The organism is Pseudomonas sp. FP215 (assembly GCF_030687795.1).
Lineage (GTDB): Bacteria > Pseudomonadota > Gammaproteobacteria > Pseudomonadales > Pseudomonadaceae > Aquipseudomonas > Aquipseudomonas salmasensis.
Genome location: NZ_CP117447.1, coordinates 4212647 through 4231068, shown reverse-complemented (window position 1 = coordinate 4231068; position 18422 = coordinate 4212647). Strand labels below are relative to the sequence as shown.

General features: G+C 60.2%; 17 protein-coding genes. 10 read left to right on the top strand and 7 right to left on the bottom strand.

All coding sequences use genetic code 11. The annotated features are described in order from the left end of the window. Positions 1–85 precede the first annotated feature (85 nt). Positions 86–835, top strand: a complete 750-nt coding sequence (locus tag PSH76_RS19050) for a sulfite exporter TauE/SafE family protein (RefSeq protein WP_044274558.1) — start codon at positions 86–88, stop codon at positions 833–835. On the opposite strand, the gene PSH76_RS19045 is transcribed toward PSH76_RS19050, so the two are convergent. Next, positions 825–1706 (bottom strand): LysR family transcriptional regulator, encoded by an 882-nt coding sequence (locus tag PSH76_RS19045; protein ID WP_032892730.1) that lies wholly within the window; start codon positions 1704–1706, stop codon positions 825–827. The two genes, PSH76_RS19050 and PSH76_RS19045, sit on opposite strands and share 11 nt — an antisense overlap. Before the next feature lie 70 nt (positions 1707–1776). On the opposite strand from PSH76_RS19045, the gene PSH76_RS19040 reads away from it, so the two are divergent. Next, positions 1777–1983 carry a DUF1127 domain-containing protein gene (locus PSH76_RS19040; protein ID WP_305492725.1) on the top strand — a complete coding sequence of 69 codons (207 nt, stop codon included), beginning with the start codon at positions 1777–1779 and terminating at the stop codon, positions 1981–1983. A gap of 45 nt (positions 1984–2028) precedes the next feature. Further along, complete coding sequence (locus tag PSH76_RS19035; protein ID WP_305492724.1) at positions 2029–3258, top strand: winged helix-turn-helix domain-containing protein; 1230 nt, start codon at positions 2029–2031, stop codon at positions 3256–3258. Between the two features lie 96 nt (positions 3259–3354). Here PSH76_RS19035 and PSH76_RS19030 read toward each other — a convergent pair whose 3' ends face one another. Beyond that, positions 3355–4701, bottom strand: coding sequence for a class II 3-deoxy-7-phosphoheptulonate synthase (locus PSH76_RS19030; protein WP_032892728.1), 1347 nt, complete (start codon positions 4699–4701; stop codon positions 3355–3357). Between the two features lie 123 nt (positions 4702–4824). Between PSH76_RS19030 and PSH76_RS19025 the strand changes: the two genes are divergently transcribed. Continuing rightward, positions 4825–5580, top strand: a complete 756-nt coding sequence (locus PSH76_RS19025; protein ID WP_138762106.1) for a spermidine synthase — start codon at positions 4825–4827, stop codon at positions 5578–5580. Positions 5581–5712: 132 nt separating this feature from the next. On the opposite strand, the gene PSH76_RS19020 is transcribed toward PSH76_RS19025, so the two are convergent. Beyond that, a complete protein-coding gene (locus tag PSH76_RS19020) occupies positions 5713–6504 on the bottom strand; it encodes a crotonase/enoyl-CoA hydratase family protein (protein WP_014717676.1) in 792 nt (263 codons plus the stop codon). A 423-nt stretch (positions 6505–6927) separates the two neighbouring features. On the opposite strand from PSH76_RS19020, the gene PSH76_RS19015 reads away from it, so the two are divergent. Continuing rightward, positions 6928–8601 (top strand): DEAD/DEAH box helicase, encoded by a 1674-nt coding sequence (locus tag PSH76_RS19015; RefSeq protein WP_003189900.1) that lies wholly within the window; start codon positions 6928–6930, stop codon positions 8599–8601. 590 nt (positions 8602–9191) lie between these two features. Here PSH76_RS19015 and PSH76_RS19010 read toward each other — a convergent pair. Beyond that, entirely contained in the window at positions 9192–9959 is a 768-nt protein-coding gene (locus PSH76_RS19010; RefSeq protein WP_305492723.1) for a class III extradiol ring-cleavage dioxygenase, read from the bottom strand. Between the two features lie 103 nt (positions 9960–10062). Between PSH76_RS19010 and PSH76_RS19005 the strand changes: the two genes are divergently transcribed. Beyond that, a complete protein-coding gene (locus PSH76_RS19005; RefSeq protein WP_305492722.1) occupies positions 10063–10719 on the top strand; it encodes a thiopurine S-methyltransferase in 657 nt (218 codons plus the stop codon). A gap of 184 nt (positions 10720–10903) precedes the next feature. Here the strand turns inward: PSH76_RS19005 and htpX are convergent, their stop codons facing one another. Together htpX and PSH76_RS18995 are read right to left on the bottom strand one after the other, a co-directional pair. Continuing rightward, positions 10904–11791: a protease HtpX gene (gene htpX / locus PSH76_RS19000; RefSeq protein ID WP_003189904.1), complete on the bottom strand. Its 888-nt coding sequence runs from the start codon at positions 11789–11791 to the stop codon at positions 10904–10906. Between the two features lie 304 nt (positions 11792–12095). Beyond that, entirely contained in the window at positions 12096–13307 is a 1212-nt protein-coding gene (locus PSH76_RS18995; protein ID WP_003189906.1) for a pyridoxal phosphate-dependent aminotransferase, read from the bottom strand. 202 nt (positions 13308–13509) lie between these two features. On the opposite strand from PSH76_RS18995, the gene msrB reads away from it, so the two are divergent. Both msrB and PSH76_RS18985 read left to right on the top strand, forming a co-directional pair. Further along, on the top strand, positions 13510–13902 hold the full coding sequence (gene msrB / locus PSH76_RS18990; RefSeq protein ID WP_003189907.1) for a peptide-methionine (R)-S-oxide reductase MsrB: 393 nt from the start codon (positions 13510–13512) through the stop codon (positions 13900–13902). 152 nt (positions 13903–14054) lie between these two features. Beyond that, positions 14055–14540: a glutathione peroxidase gene (locus tag PSH76_RS18985; protein WP_014717681.1), complete on the top strand. Its 486-nt coding sequence runs from the start codon at positions 14055–14057 to the stop codon at positions 14538–14540. A 21-nt stretch (positions 14541–14561) separates the two neighbouring features. Here the strand turns inward: PSH76_RS18985 and PSH76_RS18980 are convergent, their stop codons facing one another. Beyond that, a complete protein-coding gene (locus PSH76_RS18980; protein WP_032892708.1) occupies positions 14562–16871 on the bottom strand; it encodes a response regulator in 2310 nt (769 codons plus the stop codon). Positions 16872–17035: 164 nt separating this feature from the next. Here PSH76_RS18980 and PSH76_RS18975 point away from each other — a divergent pair, with 164 nt between their 5' ends. Beyond that, complete coding sequence (locus PSH76_RS18975) at positions 17036–17926, top strand: ATP-binding protein (protein ID WP_003189912.1); 891 nt, start codon at positions 17036–17038, stop codon at positions 17924–17926. Next, positions 17923–18405 (top strand): GAF domain-containing protein, encoded by a 483-nt coding sequence (locus PSH76_RS18970; RefSeq protein WP_305492721.1) that lies wholly within the window; start codon positions 17923–17925, stop codon positions 18403–18405. The genes PSH76_RS18975 and PSH76_RS18970 overlap by 4 nt, the downstream gene beginning before the upstream one ends. The last annotated feature ends 17 nt before the right edge of the window (positions 18406–18422 follow it).

Sequence of the window (18422 nt, the reverse complement as noted above, 5' to 3'; positions counted from 1 at the left end):
GCACAGCCATTGTGCGTTGCTGTGCGTTTCCGCGCCAGGGCCGACTGCGTAGCATGCCAAGCATGAAATGGCGGAGTAGCGAGCGGTGTGGGATTTAGTGATGTACTTGGCATTGGGCGCAGCGTTGGGCACCGTGGGTGGGCTGTTTGGCATTGGCGGCGGGTTGATTGCTATCCCGGTACTGGGCGTGTTGTTCGGTCTGGATCAACAAATTGCGCAGGGCACCGCTTTGGTGATGGTCGTGCCGAACGTGATGCTCGCCCTGTGGCGCTATCACCAGCGTAACCGCATCGAGTTGCGTCACGCCTTACCCCTGGGTGTGACCGGCTTTTGCTTTGCCTGGCTGGGGTCGATCTGGGCGGTGGGGCTGGATGCGGGCGCCATGCGTATCGGCTTCATTGCTTTTTTGGTCGCGCTATCGGCCTACAACCTGGTGCGTATGTTTACTCGCAACGCGCCGCCCACCGCGCAAATGCGTTATTCCTGGCCTTGGCTTGGCGTCTTGGGCGCGGCATCCGGTTCCATGGGCGGGCTGTTCGGGGTCGGCGGCGCGGTGGTCGCTACGCCGGTACTCACCAGTGTCTTCGGCACTACTCAGGTGGTCGCCCAAGGCTTGTCGTTGGCCTTGGCGTTGCCTAGCACCGGTGTGACCCTGGTCACTTATGCCTGGCACCACGAGGTGGACTGGATGATCGGCCTGCCGCTGGCGATAGGTGGCCTGCTGAGTATCAGTTGGGGTGTGAAAGTGGCCCATGCCTTGCCGGAGCGTCTGTTGCGCGGCCTGTTCTGTGGCTTTTTGGTGGTGTGCGCGGTGATGCTGACCTTCAAAGTTTGAAGCCTTCGACGATGTAGTCTGCCAGGCATTCGGTGATCGGCGACGTCATCTGCGGGTTACGCAGCAAGCGCAGGTTCATCGACGGCAAAGGCGGGAAGCCTTCGTCGCTGCCGAGCACGCGCAGGTCGTCGGTGACCAGGCTTTCCATGCTGACCATCGCCGCCAGGCCCGCACTCACCACCGCCAGGATCGCTGCTCCGTTGGAGCTGTGATAGGCCAGGCGATAATCTCGCCCAGCCGCGTCCAGTGCGGCACGTGCCCAATGGGTGTACAGGCACTCGTCGCCGGACACCGCCAGGGGCAGGGCATCGTGCTCCTCCACACAAAAGCACGGCGATGCTGCCCACACCATGCGTTCAGTGCGCAATAACTCACCCAGATCATTACCGGGCTCGCGGCTGATCACGGTCAACGCCAGGTCCCGTCGCTGCATCAACACGGTGGATGCTTCGCAGTGCATTTCGATCTGAATCAGTGGGTAGGCTTTGGAAAACTGCTTGAGGATCCCAGGCAGAAAGCGCATCACGTAGTCATCCGGTGTGCCGATGCGCACCAACCCCACCATATGCGGCTCGCGCAGGGTATTGAACACCTCGCTGTGCAATTTCAGGATGCGCCGCGCATAACCCAATAGCACCTGGCCTTCGGGCGTGAGCCGTACCTGCCGGCCATCGCGCTCGAACAGTTTGCGCTGCAACACGTCTTCTTCCAGACGCTTCATCTGCATGCTCACCGCCGATTGAGTGCGGTTGACCTGCTCGCCGGCGCGGGTGAAACCGCCCTGGTCGGCAATCGCGACGAAGGTGCGCAGCACGTCTGTGTCGATGCTGGGATAGGCGGACAATTGATCAATCTCCGAGATGTATTGCATAAGAAACATTCGTTGGATTGATCATAATGCCAGGCACACACTGTCGTCATCCCCACTGGAGGGCGAGAAGATGAAAGGTCAAAAAGGTTTCATATCGACAGATAAATGGCCGTTTGCCGGGCTGTTTCACACATTTGCGCGTTGGCAGCTACTGCATCAGGAGCGCCAGATGCTGGCGACCCTGAGCGATGACGCACTCAAGGACATCGGGCTCAATCGCGCCGACGTCGTGCAGGAAAGCCATCGGCATTTCTGGGAAGACCCGCTGCGAAAATAAGCCCGGATGCAGTAGGGTAGGGGGCGAGCTTCTATGGAGACTGCCATGCCCGCCGACCTGTGTTTTTCACTCAAGCAAGCTCGACGCATGGCGCTGGCAGCCCAGGGTTTTTCCGGGCGCCAAGCGCCTGCGCAGATAAAGGCTACGCACCTCAACCGCCTGATCGAACGCCTGGGCGTTTTGCAGATCGACTCGGTCAATGCGCTGGTGCGTTCCCACTACCTGCCCGTGTTTTCCCGCCTCGGCCATTATTCCCCGTCAATTCTTGAGCAAGCCGCCTGGAGCCAGGGGCGGCGGCGCTCGTTGTTCGAATACTGGGGGCACGAAGCGTCGCTGCTGCCCATGGCGCTGTATCCGCTGATGAAGTGGCGCATGGAGCGCGCCCGGCAAGGGCAGGGGATCTATGCGCAGATGGCGCGCTTTGGCCGCGAACAGCAAGCGACGATCCAGCGCGTGTTACGCATCGTCGAACAGCAGGGCGCCTTGGGGGCCGGCAGCTTGTCGACCCACGAGGAGCGTGCCGGGCCCTGGTGGGACTGGAGTGATGAAAAGCATGCGCTGGAATGGCTGTTCGCCGCAGGCTTGGTCACGGTTGCCGGTCGTCGAGGGTTCGAGCGGCTCTATGATTTACCCGAGCGTGTTATCCCCACCGAGGTGCTCAATGTCTCCATGGGGGAGGCTCAAGCGCAGCGCGGCTTGCTGTTGCACAGTGCGACGGCATTGGGTGTCGCCACCGAAAAAGACCTGCGCGATTATTTTCGCCTCGAGCCCGCCGACAGCCGCAACCGCTTGGCCGAGCTGGTCGAGGATGGGCAACTGCTGGCGTGCCAGGTGCGGGGTTGGAAGCAACCCGCGTATTGCCTGGCGCAGCCGAAACTGCCGCGCAACGTGCCGGCCAGTGCATTGTTGTCACCGTTCGATTCGCTGATATGGGAGCGCAGCCGCACCGAGCGCCTGTTCGACTTTCGCTATCGGCTGGAGATCTACACCCCGCAAGAAAAGCGCGTGTATGGCTATTACGTGCTGCCGTTTCTGCACAACGAGCGCATTGCCGCGCGCGTCGACCTGCGGGCCGAGCGTGCCCATGGGCGCCTGGCCGTGCATGCCGTGCATGAGGAAGAGCCGGGGCTGGATGAGGAAGGCATGCTGGCGCTGGCGATGAACCTGCGCAAAATGGCCGACTGGCTAGGGCTGGAACAGGTCCAGCTCAATTGCCAGCGGCCCAGTGCTGCCCGGTTAAGGGCGGCGATGCTGAACCGGGATACCAACCTTTAAACCTCTATCGCGGGCAAGCCCGGCTCCCACAGAGAAACGCGTTCAAATGTGGGAGCCGGGCTTGCCCGCGATGGCGTCATCCCGGTCGAGAAAACGTCAGCGTTTAACCTGTTTCAAGGTCTCGGCAATCAGAAACGCCAACTCCAGCGACTGATCGGCATTCATCCGTGGGTCGCAATGGGTGTGATAACGGTCCGACAGGCCATCTTCGGTGATCGGCCGTGCGCCGCCGATGCATTCGGTGACGTTCTGTCCGGTCATCTCGATATGGATCCCGCCGGCATAGGTGCCTTCTGCCTGGTGCACCTGGAAGAAATCCTTCACTTCGCCAAGGATCTGTGCGAAGTCGCGGGTCTTGTAACCACTGCTGGCCTTGATGGTGTTGCCGTGCATCGGGTCGCTGCTCCACAGCACTTGCTTGCCCTCGCGCTGCACGGCGCGGATCAGGTTGGGCAGGTGGTCGCCGACCTTGCCTGCGCCCATGCGGGCAATGAGGTTGAGGCGGCCAGGGTCGTTATCCGGGTTGAGGATGTCGATCAGGCGGATCAGGTCGTCGGGGTTCATGCTCGGTCCGACTTTCACGCCGATCGGGTTGTTCACCCCACGCAGGAACTCGACATGGGCGCCATCCAACTGACGGGTACGGTCGCCGATCCACAGCATATGTGCCGAGCAGTCGTAGTAGTCGTTGGTCAGGCTGTCGCGGCGTACGAAGGCTTGTTCATAGTTGAGCAGCAACGCTTCGTGGGCGGTGAAGAAGCTGGTTTCGCGCAATTGCGGCGAGCTGTCCATGCCACAGGCGCGCATGAAGGCCAGGGTTTCGTCGATGCGGTCGGCCAGTTGGCTGTACTTTTCAGCCAGGGCTGAGTTGGCGATGAAATCCAGGTTCCACTTGTGCACCTGGTGCAGGTCAGCGAAACCGCCCTGGGCAAACGCGCGCAGCAGGTTGAGGGTGGCTGTGGACTGGTGGTAGGACTGCAGCAGGCGGTCCGGGTCTGGCACGCGGCTTTTTTCGTCGAAGCCGATGCCGTTGACGATATCGCCACGGTAGGCGGGCAGAGTGATGCCGTCGATGGTTTCATCGTTGGCCGAGCGTGGCTTGGCGAATTGGCCGGCCATGCGTCCGACTTTCACCACCGGGCAACCGGCGGCGAAGGTCATGACAATAGCCATCTGCAGCAGCACTTTGAAGGTGTCGCGGATCTTCGCGGCGGAAAACTCGGCAAAGCTCTCGGCGCAATCGCCACCTTGCAGCAGGAAGGCACGGCCCTGGGTCACTTCGGCAAACTGACGGCGCAATTCGCGGGCTTCCCCGGCAAACACCAGGGGCGGGTAGCTCGCCAGGCTTTGTTCCACTTGCAGCAAGTGGGCAGCGTCCGGGTATCGGGGTTGCTGCTGGATCGGCAGGGCTCGCCAGCTATCGGGGCTCCAGGGTTGGCTCATCATGAACTCGTTTGCGGGTGGATGTCGGGGCGTCAATGTTAGCAGCAATTAGTGCGTGACCTGTGGCGGCCGCTTGGCCGACAATCGCGCCTTTGTCGTGCGGTAGACCCTTTAGGAGTAGTGATGAGCGAGGAGCGTGTCGAGCGCCTGCTGGCCGAAGTCCATGATGAATTCGGCATGATCCGTGTGCTTGAAGTGGCGGATTACCGCTTTCTCGAATTCGGCGATGCCATTGAGCAAAGCTGTGTATTCACCGCTGACCCGAGCTGGCTTGAGTACGACTACACCCGCGCGATGCTGATTGGTGCGTTGTGTCATGAGCAGCCGGAGAGTGCGTTGTTTCTCGGCCTGGGCGCGGGCACGTTGACCCAGGCGTGCCTCAAGTTCCTGGCGCTGGACGATGTCGAAGCCATTGAGCTGCGCCCCGATGTACCGCGTCTGGCGATTGAATATCTGGGGCTGGATGACGATCCGCGCTTGTACATCCGCATTGGTGACGCGCTGCAATTGCTCGACAGTGCCGAATCGGCCGATCTGATTTTCGTCGACCTCTACACCGATGTCGGCCCAGGCGTGGGGCATCTGGCCTGGACCTTCCTGGAAAACTGCCAGAAGAAACTCAACCCCGGCGGCTGGCTGGTGATCAACCAGTGGGCCACCGATGACGGCAAACCGCTGGGGGCGGCGTTGCTGCGTGGGTTGTACCACCGGCATTACTGGGAGCTGCCGGTGAAGGAGGGCAATGTGATTCTGTTGGTGCCTTCGGAGTTGGATCAGGAGCTGGACCTGGATGCGCTGTCAGCCCGCGCCGAAGCCTTGGCGCCGCGCTTGGGGTATTCGTTGCAGCCGTTGATCAAGGCGATTCGGCCAGCAACTTAGTTGCCCGTTCGGACGCTTTCGCGGGCAAGCCCGCTCCCACAGTTGAATTGCATTCTCTGTTGAAGTGCATCCCCTGTGGGAGCGGGCTTGCCCGCGAAGAGGCTCTCACTGCCGACCGCTAATTCAGTTCGTTCAAATTCCCTTGAACACCCCCGGCCGCTTCTCGACCATCGCCCGAACACCTTCCTTGGCATCCTCACTGTTAAGCAGTTTATCCACCATGGGCGGCAGCGCGGCGGCGGCGACGGCCTCACCCTCCATCCGCGCCAGCCGTGCCGACATCAACGTGGCCTGCACACCCAGCGGCGCCTGGCGCGCAATGCGGTTGGCCAACTCAATGGCGCGGGGCAGCAGGTCTTCACTGGCCATCACTTCCTGCACCAACCCCAGGCGCAGGGCTTCATGGGCGTCGAATTCGTCGCCGGTGAGCAGCCAGCGCATCGCATTGCCCCAGCCGGCAATCTGATGAAAGCGCAATGTCGCACCGCCAAATGGAAAGATCCCACGTTGAACTTCCATCTGGGCAAAGCGGGTATTGCTGGCGCAGAGGTTGATATCCGCCGCCAGCATCAATTCGATACCGATCGTCAGGCAATAACCCTGGGCGGCGACGATCACCGGCTTGCTCACGCGCGGGCCGGCAAACACCCCCCACGGGTCGCACCCTCCCAGCGGCGGTTGCCAGCCGCCCGCCATCACGCTGCTGACATTGGCCAGGTCCAGCCCGGCCGTGAAGTGATCGCCATGGGCAAACACCACGGCCACCCGTGCGTCATCGTTTCGATCAAATTCGCCATAGGCCAGGCTCAGCGCATTGAGCAAATCCAGGTCGAAGGCGTTGCGTTTGGCCACACGGTCCAGGCCCAGCAATAGAACATGGCCCTCAAGTGCGCGGCTGACACGGCTACTGCTGGCTTGATTCATGGGGTGTGCCCTCGGGGCGCGGGTAAGGTTTCAGACCAAAGGGTCTCAATGGTTGGGTGAACCGTTTAAGCGTGATGACCAACAGGGCCGGGCCTCTGAAAAATAGACCCTGGCGCACGGATCTGCAAAACCCGTGACGCAGTGCGCTTTATCGGTGCCTGGCGATAAAAAAAGCTCCCTTTTTCAGCTATTTCCGGTATAGTGCGCGCCGGCCTTTAACCGGGCCGCGTTTAGGTAGCGCAATTCCCCGAAGTCAGCTTCGGCTGCACGTCCGCACAGCGGACTCTCCCTTGACGAATCTTTTTCATTCATTCGTTTTCGCAAATCCCCGCCGACAAAGCAGCCAGGGCGACTCTTGAGTCTCAACACGGCATGCGCAGCTTTGGAGCATGGGTCTTTGCGGATGCACTTAGAGGCAGACCCATGACCCAGGAAACCGGCGGCTTCGCCGCTTTTAATCTTAACCCGAATATTCTTGCAGCCGTCGCAGCGACTGGCTACGAAGAACCTTCGGCGATTCAGCAGCAATCGATCCCGATCATCATGGCCGGTAAGGACATGATTGGCCAGGCGCAAACCGGTACCGGTAAAACCGCCGCGTTCGCCCTGCCTATTCTGCATTGCATCGATCCTGCCAAGCGCGAGCCGCAAGCCCTGATCCTGGCGCCAACCCGTGAGTTGGCGCTGCAAGTAGCAACCGCCTTTGAAACCTACGCCAAGCAAATGCCGGGTGTAACTGTTGTGGCCGTTTACGGCGGCGCGCCTATGGGCCCACAACTCAAGGCAATCCGTAATGGCGCACAGATCGTTGTCGCCACTCCGGGCCGTCTGTGCGACCACCTGCGTCGTGACGAAAAAGTCCTGTCGACCGTGAACCACCTGGTTCTGGACGAAGCTGACGAAATGTTGAAGCTGGGCTTCATGGATGACCTGGAAGTCATCTTCAAGGCACTGCCAGCGACCCGTCAGACCGTATTGTTCTCGGCTACCCTGCCGCAGTCCATCCGTGCCATTGCCGAACGCCACCTGCGCGATCCGGAGCACGTGAAGATCCAGACCAAGACCCAGACCGTTACCGCGATCGAACAGGCTCACCTGTTGGTTCACGCTGACCAGAAGACCTCGGCTGTATTGAGCCTGCTGGAAGTCGAAGACTTCGACGCCCTGATCATGTTCGTGCGCACCAAGCAAGCGACCCTGGACCTGGCCAGCGCCCTGGAAGCCAAAGGCTACAAGGCCGCTGCGCTGAACGGCGACATTGCCCAGAACCAGCGTGAGCGCGTGATCGACTCCCTCAAGGATGGCCGTCTGGACATCGTTGTGGCGACCGACGTTGCCGCCCGTGGCCTCGACGTTCCACGTATCACCCACGTGTTCAACGTTGACATGCCTTACGATCCAGAGTCCTACGTTCACCGTATCGGCCGTACTGGCCGTGCCGGTCGCGAAGGTCGTGCATTGCTGCTGGTGACTCCACGTGAGCGCCGCATGCTGCAAGTGATCGAGCGTGTTACCGGTCAGAAAGTTGCCGAAGTCCGCCTGCCGGATGCCCAGGCCGTTCTCGATGCGCGCATCAAGAAACTGACCAACAGCCTGGCGCCACTGGTGGCTGACGCTGAATCGACCCACGGCGACCTGCTGGACCGCCTGACCGCCGATATCGGTTGCACCCCGCGTGCCCTGGCTGCAGCTCTGCTGCGCAAAGCCACCAACGGTCAGGCCCTGACCCTGGCAGCCATCGAAAAAGAACGTCCACTGGTTCCGAACAGCGCGCCACGCGGTGATCGTCCAGAGCGTTCCGGTGACCGTCCAGATCGTGGCGACCGTGAGCGTCGTGCTCCAGTGCCATTGGCTGAAGGCCGTGCTCGTTGCCGTACCGCGCTGGGTGCGCGTGACGGTATCGCTGCCAAGAACCTGCTGGGCGCTATCCTTAACGAGGGTGGCCTGGCGCGTGAAGCCATCGGTCGTATTCAGGTGCGTGACAGCTTCTCCCTGGTGGAGCTGCCGGAAGACGGCCTGGAAAAACTGCTGACCAAGCTCAAAGACACTCGCGTTGCCGGTAAGCAGCTCAAGCTGCGTCGCTACCGCGAAGATTGATCCGCCCTTGGGCTGATTGATCGCACATAAAAAATCCCCGACTGGTTCGGGGATTTTTTTTGCCTTCTGTTTTAGTCTTCGACGCTATCAACTGTGGGAGTTGGCTCCCGTGGCGACCTGATGGTAGATGCTGATCTAACTGATGCCCCGCGATCCAAATGTGGGAGCTGGCTTGCCTGCGAAGACGGCCTAACAGTCAACTCAGTTGGACCGTGTACATATCCATTCCTGCGGTAACGGCCACCTAGGGTTCCGCTCTGACAGCGGCTCACTTTTGAAAAGCGCAAAAGTAAGCAAAACGCTCTTGCCCCACCACTCGGCACCTCGCTTAGGCTCGGTGTGCCCGAACACAGGCTTGAATCCGTGGGCCGCCGCCACGCGCCATCCATGGCGCGGGGCGGCTAACCCGGCGTCCTGCCGGGTTACCCACGAATTCAAGCCTGCGTTCGGCCAGCGTGGTTTAACGGGGCGCCTAAGATCAAAAGCCAGATCAAGATCACAAGCAGATCAAGATCAAGAGCGGCTCGCTTCGCATCGTGGTTACCGTCGGCTGCTATTGCAGCAAGCCAGCTTCCACAGGTATGACGGCGTCAGCCAAAGCGATAGATATCCATGCCCAGGGCGCCCAGTGTGAAGCCTTGGTGCGCCACGCTGAAATCTGCGCCCGCACCCCGCGCAAAGTACAGCGGCAGCAAATGCTCATCGCTGGGATGGCTGCGCACGGCATGGGGCGCCTGGCGGCGATAGTCATGCAAGGCGGTGTCGTCATTGGTCGCCAGTTTGTCGACCACCCAGTCGCGAAATTCCCGGGCCCACGGTGTGATCGTCTCCGGCCCGGCGCGCCAATCCAGTTCGCCCAGGTTATGGGTGATGCTACCGGAGCCGATCAACAGCACACCCTGTTCACGCAGGCTGGCGAGTGCATGCCCGACACGGGTCTGCAGGGCAGGGCCCATGCGACTGGGCAAGGAGACTTGCACCACCGGAATATCTGCTGCCGGGTACATCAGCGACAGCGGGACCCAAGTGCCATGGTCGAAAGGCCGACGTTCATCAATGCTGGCAGCCAGACCGTCGGCGTGCAGCAGTTCGACAATCTCATTGGCCAGTTGTGGGTCACCCGGCGCGGGGTATTGCACCGCAAATAGCTCGCGCGGGAAGCCGCCGAAGTCGTGCCAGGTTTCGGGTGCAGCACTGCCGCTGACCAGCAGCTGCGGGCTTTCCCAATGCGCCGACACCACCACAATGGCTGTGGGCCGTGGCAGCTCGGCAGCCAGGCGCTGCAGCGCAGGGCCGCTGGCGCCGGGTTGCAAGGCCAGCATGGGCGAGCCGTGGGAGATAAACAGGCTGGGGAGCATGAGCAGGGTCCTGAGGGTTAAGATGGAGCCATCTTCAATCAGATCATCGATTTAAATCTAATATAAGTTTTAGCGCCTTTTGATCGAATTTTCGGAGTGATTCATGCAGCCTGAATTTTGGCAGGACCGCTGGGCGAGCAATCAGATTGGTTTCCATCAGCGCGAGGTCAATCCCTATTTGCAACGGCACTGGCCTGTACTGGGGTTGCCCGTGGGGGTAAAGGTGCTGGTGCCGTTGTGTGGCAAAAGCCTGGACTTGGTATGGCTTAAGAGCCAGGGGTACCCGGTAATGGGCGTGGAGCTATCGGAGCAGGCGGTTGAGGCGTTCTTCAGCGAGCAGGGGCTTGTGCCGCACGTCACTCAGAAGGGCGGCTTCAAGGTTTACCAGGCGGGCCAGATCGAACTGTGGTGTGGCGATTTCTTCAGTCTGGATGCTGAGGCAGTGGCCGGTTGCAGCGCCGTTTATGACCGCGCGGCATTAATTGCCTTACCGCCGCTGATGCGTGCGCAATACGCCGAGCACCTGAATGCCTTGCTTACGTCAGGCTGCCAGGGGTTGCTGATTACCGTCGATTACGACCAAGCGCAGAAGGCCGGCCCACCTTTTGCTGTTACGGACGAGGAAGTGCAGTTGCTGCTGGGGTCGTATTGGGCGTTGGAGCGGCTGGAGGAGCGGGACATCCTGAGGGAGAGCGGAAAGTTCCTGCAGGACGGTGTTACTCGCCTTGAAGAACGTGCTTATCGGCTGACCAGGCGCTGATAAGGGCTTTTGCTTTTGTAGGAGCGAGCTTGCTCGCGAAAAACTCCCAGGCGCCGCGTTCATTCAGAAAGCCCGCGTATCGTTGAAGTTTTTCGCGAGCAAGCTCGCTCCTACAGGGAGCGGTGAAAATCGGCAGGCATAAAAAAGGGGCGATCAGATCGCCCCTTGTCGAGTCATCCGGCTATCAGCCGCGGCGACGCAGTGCGTCAATCCGCTCTTCCAGCGGCGGGTGGCTCATGAACAAGCGAGCCAGGCCCTGCTTGATGCCGCCGTTGATGCCGAAGGCGGTCAGGCTGTCGGGCATATGCACCGGCAGGCCCTGTTCGGAGCGCAAGCGTTGCAGCGCGCCGATCATGGCGCTGGTGCCCGCCAGGCGTGCGCCGGCTTCATCTGCGCGGAACTCGCGTTTGCGCGAGAACCACATCACGATGGCGCTGGCCAGGAAGCCCAGGACCAACTCGGCGAAAATGGTCGCCACGAAGTAGGCAATGCCACGGCCTTCTTCGTTCTTGAAGATGACCTTGTCGACGAAGTTGCCGATGATCCGCGCAAAGAACATCACGAAGGTGTTCACCACGCCCTGTACCAGCGCCAGGGTGACCATGTCGCCGTTGGCTACGTGGCCGATCTCGTGGGCCAGCACCGCCTTGACTTCATCGGGCGAAAACCGCTCCAGCAGGCCCTGGCTCACGGCCACCAATGCGTCGTTCTTGTTCCAGCCGGTCGCAAAGGCGTTGGCCTCATAGGCTGGAAAAATCCCCACTTCGGGCATTTTGATGCCAGCTTCCTGAGACAACTGCTCCACGGTTTGCATCAGCCATTGTTCATGGCGAGTGCGGGGTTGAGTGATGATCTGGGTGCTGGTGCTCATCTTCGCCATCCACTTGGAGATGAACAGCGAGAACAGCGAACCGGCAAAACCAAAGACCGCACAGAAAATCAGCAGCTGATTGAGGTTCAGATCAACCCCATTGGCCGCCATGAACCCGTTGAAGCCAAAAAGGCTCAGGGTGACGCTGGCAATCAGTACGACCGCCAGGTTAGTGGCCAAGAACAGCAGGATGCGCATCATGGTTGTAGAATTCTCCTCATGCTTAATATGTCGCTCACTGCGGGGTATATAAGGTGCGGCATGGGGTGATTCAACCGGGGGACTATTTCAAACTGTGTCCTACACCTCGGGCGTAGGGCCTTGAAGGGATTTTCCCACCTGTATTGTCAGCCTTGATCGACCCGATGCTGCCCCGTCGCCCCGTGATTATAGGGGGTACGACATCGGCAGAGGCCGAATGAAGTACAACCGCAAGTAAGTGACACAGAAGTGTTGCTAGATAATCGCTGTACGACCCTTTGTGAGTCGTACAGCGTCAATGGCCTTACTGGCGATAGGACTTCAGGAAGTTGCCGATGCGACCAATGGCCATTTCCAGGTCATCCACGCGTGGCAAGGTCACTACGCGAAAGTGATCCGGCCACGGCCAGTTGAAGGCGGTGCCTTGCACCACCAGCAGTTTTTCTGACAGCAGCAGGTCGAGCACGAACTTCTCATCGTTGAGGATCGGGCAGACTTTCGGGTCGATCCGCGGGAACGCATAAAGCGCGCCCATGGGCTTCACACAGCTCACGCCGGGGATTGCGTTGAGCAATTCCCAGGTGCGGTTACGCTGCTCCAGCAAGCGGCCTTGGGGCAGGATCAGGTCATTGATGCTCTGGTAACCGCCGAGGGCGGTCTGGATCGCGTGCTGGCTCGGTACGTTGGCGCACAGGCGCATGTTGGCCAGCATGTCGATGCCTTCGATGTAGCTTTGCGCGTTGTGCTTGGGCCCGGAGATGGCGATCCAGCCGGAGCGGAAACCCGCCACGCGGTAGGACTTGGACAGGCCATTGAAGGTCAGGCACAGCAGGTCTGGCGCCAGGGAGGCGGTGCAGATATGCACGGCGTCATCGTAGAGGATCTTGTCGTAGATCTCGTCGGAGAACACCACCAGGTTATGCTGGCGTGCCAGTTCCAGCATGCCCAGCAGCACCTCCTTGGAATACACCGCGCCTGTAGGGTTGTTCGGGTTGATGATCACCAGGGCCTTGGTGTTGGGGGTGATCTTGGCCTTGATGTCGGCCAGGTCCGGGAACCAGTCGGCGCCTTCATCACACAGGTAATGCACCGGGTGGCCGCCCGCCAGGGTCACGGCGGCGGTCCACAGTGGGTAATCCGGGGCTGGCACCAGCACTTCATCGCCATTGTTGAGCAATGCCTGCATGGACATCACGATCAGCTCGGACACGCCGTTGCCTAGGTAGATGTCCTCGATGCCGACACCTTCGACCTGTTTCTGCTGGTAGTACTGCATCACCGCCTTGCGCGCGCTGAACAGGCCCTTGGAGTCGCTGTAACCCTGGGCGGTCGGCAGGTTGCGGATCACATCCTGGAGGATTTCGTCCGGCGCCTCGAAACCAAACGGCGCCGGGTTGCCAATGTTCAGCTTGAGGATGCGATGGCCTTCCTCTTCCAGGCGTTTGGCGTGCTTGAGCACTGGGCCGCGAATGTCGTAGCAGACGTTGGCGAGCTTGTTCGATTTGCTGACCTGCATGGCGATGTGATCCTGAAAATGAACGATCCCGACGGCGTAGGCACTACCGTAGGGTGAAGCCTGCACGGCCCGCACCCATAAATACGTTTGAATGCCGGTGGCGCGGGTGCCAGACTGGCGTTTTGAAGAGGCGCAATCATACGTGCCGCCTGATCCATGGAAAAGACACAGATCAGGGTTTTTCAGTTGCCGAGGTGTACCGATGGATAAGTTGCAGAAAACTGTAGACGAATGGAAGGCGATGCTCGATCCGGAGCAGTACAACGTGTGCCGTCTCAAAGGTACCGAGCGACCGTTCAGCGGCAAGTACAACGCCACCAAGACCGACGGCGTCTACCACTGCATCTGCTGCAACGAGCCGCTGTTCGATTCCAAGGCCAAGTTTGATTCCGGCTGCGGTTGGCCCAGCTTCTATGAGCCGATTGCCGATAGCGCAATGGTCGAGATCCGCGACGTCAGCCACGGCATGATTCGCACCGAAGTCACCTGCGCCAAGTGTGACGCACACCTGGGGCATGTGTTCCCGGACGGTCCACCGCCGACGGGCCTGCGCTATTGCATCAACTCGGTATGCCTGGATCTGGTGCCGCGCTAGGCTCGCGTAGCCCCCGTAGGAGCGAGCTTGCTCGCGAAAAACGTCAACGATAACGCGGGGCGCCTGAATGAGCGCGGCGTCTGGGAGTTTTTCGCGAGCAAGCTCGCTCCTACACGAATAAGGTTCTTCTTTCGCTGACTTGAGGTATTGCCATGAGCGACTCCCTGCTGAGCATCCCTTGCACCACCATCAAGGGTGAACAAAAGACCTTGGCCGATTTTGCTGGCAAGGCCATTCTGGTGGTCAACACCGCCAGCAAATGCGGCTTCACCCCGCAGTACAAGGGCCTCGAGCAACTTTGGCAGCAATACAAGGACCAGGGCCTGGTAGTGCTCGGCTTTCCCTGCAACCAGTTCGGCAAGCAGGAGCCGGGCAACGAAGGTGCGATATCCGAGTTTTGCGAGCTGAATTTCGGCGTCAGTTTTCCGCTGTTCAAGAAGATCGACGTCAATGGCAGCGACGCTCACCCCTTGTTCGTGCAGTTGAAAAAGCAGGCTCCGGGGCTACTGGGTTCCAAGAATATCAAGTGGAACTTCACCAAGTTCCTCATCGGCCGTGATGGCCAGCAGGTCAAGCGCTTTGCGCCAACCACCAAGCCCCAGGACTTGACCCAGGAGATCGAAGCCCTGCTCAAATGACCTACGCGGTGCGGGTACCCGTCAGAGGCTGGTGGTCTTCGGTACCCACAGTTCCAGCAGCGCGTTGAGTTCTTCCCGGCGAAACGGCTTGGCCAGGTAATCGTTCATTCCCGCGGCCCGGCAACGCTCGCGTTCTTCGGCCATCGCGTTGGCGGTCAAGGCCACGATGGGCAAGTCCGGCCAACGCCCGCTGCGGCGAATCTGTCGGCTGGCCTCATAGCCATCCATCACGGGCATGTTGCAGTCCATCAACACCATATCGAAGCGCTGGTCCTCCAGCAGCTTGAGGGCTTCGCCGCCATGGGCCGCGACGATCACCTCGCACCCCAGCTTGCTGAGCATGCCCTTGGCCACCAGTTGGTTGACCGCGTTGTCCTCCACCAACAGGATGCGCGCGCGGTGCGCAAGCGGGGCGGTTTCTATCTGCACTGGGTCGAGCACCAGTTGCGCGTCGCTGCGCAGGTTGCGTTGCAGGATCTGGTACAGCGCGTTACGGCTCAACGGGCGGGCTTGTTGCTGCAGCGGCGCCAGGGCCGCGACTTCTTCGCTGGGCAAAAAGTTGCCGTAGGCGGTGACCAACAGAATCGGCGCGCTGATGCCCGGGCGCAAGCGGAACAAGCATTCAGGGCAGTCAGTGATCAACAGGTCGGGCGCCAGCCCGCTCAGATCATCGTCCTGGGAATAGCACCGCGGCGTCAGCCCCCAAGAGGGCAATAGCGTGGTGAGCAGCTCGGTCAGCCCACCGCCGGCGTTGGTGATGGCGATCACCTCGCCCGTGAGCGGTGCATAGCGTGTGGCAGGCAAATGCGCCGGCAGTGGAAGGTCGGCGCAGAACTGGCTGCCAAAGCCCACCTCCGAACTGATACTCAAGCGGCCTTGCATGGCTTCGCACAGGTTATGGGTCAGTGCCAGGCCTAAACCCGTGCCGCCAAACTGACGGGTGATGCCAGCGCCGGCCTGGGTGAACGGCTGGAAAATTTTCACCTGGGCTTCCTGAGCGATGCCAATGCCGGTGTCGCACACTTCGATGCTGACCCGGCCTGCCGAGGCGCGCAGGCGCACATCGACGCGACCGAAGCGGGTGAACTTCAAGGCATTGGAGAGCAGGTTGCTGACGATTTGCCGCACACGGGTCGGGTCGCCGATCACCTGGGCGGGAAATTGCGGGTCGATAAGGCAGGTCAGTTCCACACTCGGCGCGGCGTTTTGCGATAGCAGGTTGGCGGTGTCTTCAACCAGGGAGCCCAGGTCGAACGGGATATGCTCCAGTTCCAGTTGGCCTGCGTCGAATTTGGACAGGTCGAGGATATCGTTGAGCAACTCCACGAGCACTTTGCCTGAGTCATGGGCAATGGACAGTTGCTGGCGCTGTTCGGCGGTCAGCGGGCTGTCCAGTGACAGGGCAATCATGCCCAGCAGCCCGTTGAGTGGCGTGCGGATTTCATGGCTCATATTGGCCAGGAATGCCGCCCGCGCCTGGGCCATGCCCAGCGCCGTCATTTTCGCCGCCTCCAGCTCATCGTTGGACTGGCTCAAGCGTTGGTTGCTGGCCTTGAGTTCAAGGGTGCGCGCCGAAACGATATTTTCCAGTTGCCCCAGGTACTCCGTGAGGCGGTCCTCGGCGTGGCGCCGCTGCTGGATCTCGGTTTCCATGTTTTCGAATTGTTGATTGGCGACGTTGACCAGCACGCCGATTTCATCGTGTTCGTGCCCCGGCGGGCAATCCAGGCGCGCCTGTTTGCGTGTGCTCAGCTCGCGGATAATGCGCACCAGCGGTTGGGTGAGCATCACGTAGAACAGGCCGAGTAAAATTCCGGTGAGCAGCAGGCTGCGGGCGAAGCCGTTGAGCAGGGTGATCTCGGCGCGATGCAGGAAACGGCTGCCAAAGGCATAGGTATCGACGTCCAGGCGCAGCACACCGAGTGAGTCGTTGGGCATATGGCTGAGAAACAGCCGGTCTTCGAACTGGCGATTGGCCCCAAACAGAAAATCGCTGACGGGCCGATAGTTGCTTTCTTTGCGCGGGCGGTTGACGTCGGCCAGCACCACGCCATTGTTGTCGATCAACTGCGCGCGGATGATGGCAGGGGAGTGCAGCAGGCCCAGGGTCAGTTCCTGGGCGAGTTCGGCATCGATGTTGTAGGCGATGCGTGACGCCGGGTTGTGGCTGATTTCAATCAGTGAGCGTATTTCACGGTTGATGGATGCGTCTTCACTGGCATAATCAATGCCGATTTGGATCAGGCTGAGCAGGGTTCCCAAGACGAAACCGACCAGCACAGTCAATCTGGCTTGTTTATAAGACAAGCGGTGGGCGAACTTGATATCCATCGAGTGTTGAACCACTTAGCGTTTCCCTTCGCCCGGCAAGCATAGCTGAACATCCACAAGCTTTGGCTCGCCCGGCATGAATCGTTTTTTTGATGCAGCCCATGCAGTGTGCCGCAGGGTTGCCAATACGCCATCTTTTGCAAGAAGTTGCCAGAGGAATAGCTGTGGATTCTCGATTGAATGCCTTTCTTGAGCGCGCCGATGCGGTGCTGGCTCGCCTGGAACCGTTGTTACCCGCCCCGCGCCAAGCGATCGACTGGAGCCAATGCCTGGCCGCCCGTTGGCAGCGCGAAGGTCGCAGTGGCTTCCTGTTGCCGCTGGAGGTCAGCCTGGACATGCGCCTGTCGGACCTGATCGGTGTTGATAAACAACGTGAGCAACTGGCGCGCAACACCCAACAGTTTCTCGACGGTTTGCCCGCCAACCATGCGCTGTTGTGGGGTTCGCGTGGCACTGGCAAGTCTTCCATGGTTCGTGCCTTGCTTGCCCAGCACGCCAAGGCGGGCCTGCGCTTGATCGAGATCGAGCGTGACCACCTGGCGGACCTGCCGCGGGTGGTCGAGCAACTGCTCAAGCTACCCCAACGCTTTATTTTGTTTTGCGATGACCTGTCGTTTGAAGCTGGCGAAGGCGATTATCGCGTGCTCAAGAGCGTGCTCGATGGCTCCCTGGAACAGGCGCCGGAAAACGTGCTGCTGTATGCCACGTCCAACCGTCGCCACCTGGTGCCGGAAAACCAGAGCGACAATGACAACTGGAAGCGCGTGGATGGCGAATTGCACCCGAGCGAGGCGGTTGAAGACAAGATTGCCTTGTCGGATCGTTTTGGCCTGTGGCTGTCGTTCTACCCGTTTAGCCAGGAGCATTTCCTGGATGTGGTGGAGCACTGGATCGGCGAGTTGGCCAGCAAGGCCGGCTTGCAGTGGCAGCGCGATGAGCAGCTTGATGTCCTCGCGGTGCGTTGGGCCACCGGGCGCGGCAACCGCAATGGCCGGTGCGCCTATCAATTCGCCCGTTACTGGGTGGGTCTTAAATTGTTGGAACGTCAACCATGATCGATTTACAACAGGCCGGCAGCGGCCTTGATGGTTATGCCATGCTGTGTGCGCAACTGGAGTCGCTGTTGGCTGATGAGCGCGATTTTATTGCCAACAGTGCGCAGTTTGCCGCGTTCCTGTTCAACCAGTTGGATGACTTGAACTGGGCGGGCTTTTACCTCAATCGCAATGAAGAGTTGGTACTTGGGCCCTTCCAGGGGCAGATCGCCTGTGTGCGCATTCCGTTTGGTCGTGGCGTGTGTGGTGCGGCTGCGGCAACGCGGCAAACCCAGCGCGTAGAGGATGTGCACGCGTTCCCAGGCCATATCGCCTGTGACAGCGCTTCGAACAGTGAATTGGTAGTGCCCTTGGTCAAGGAAGGTCACCTGATTGGCGTTCTTGACCTCGACAGTCCATTGCTGGCCCGGTTCACCCCTCAGGACCAGGTGGGCATTGAGCGGCTGGCGGAGATTTTCCTGCGGTTGACCGACTGCTGAAGCGGCCGATGCTAAGG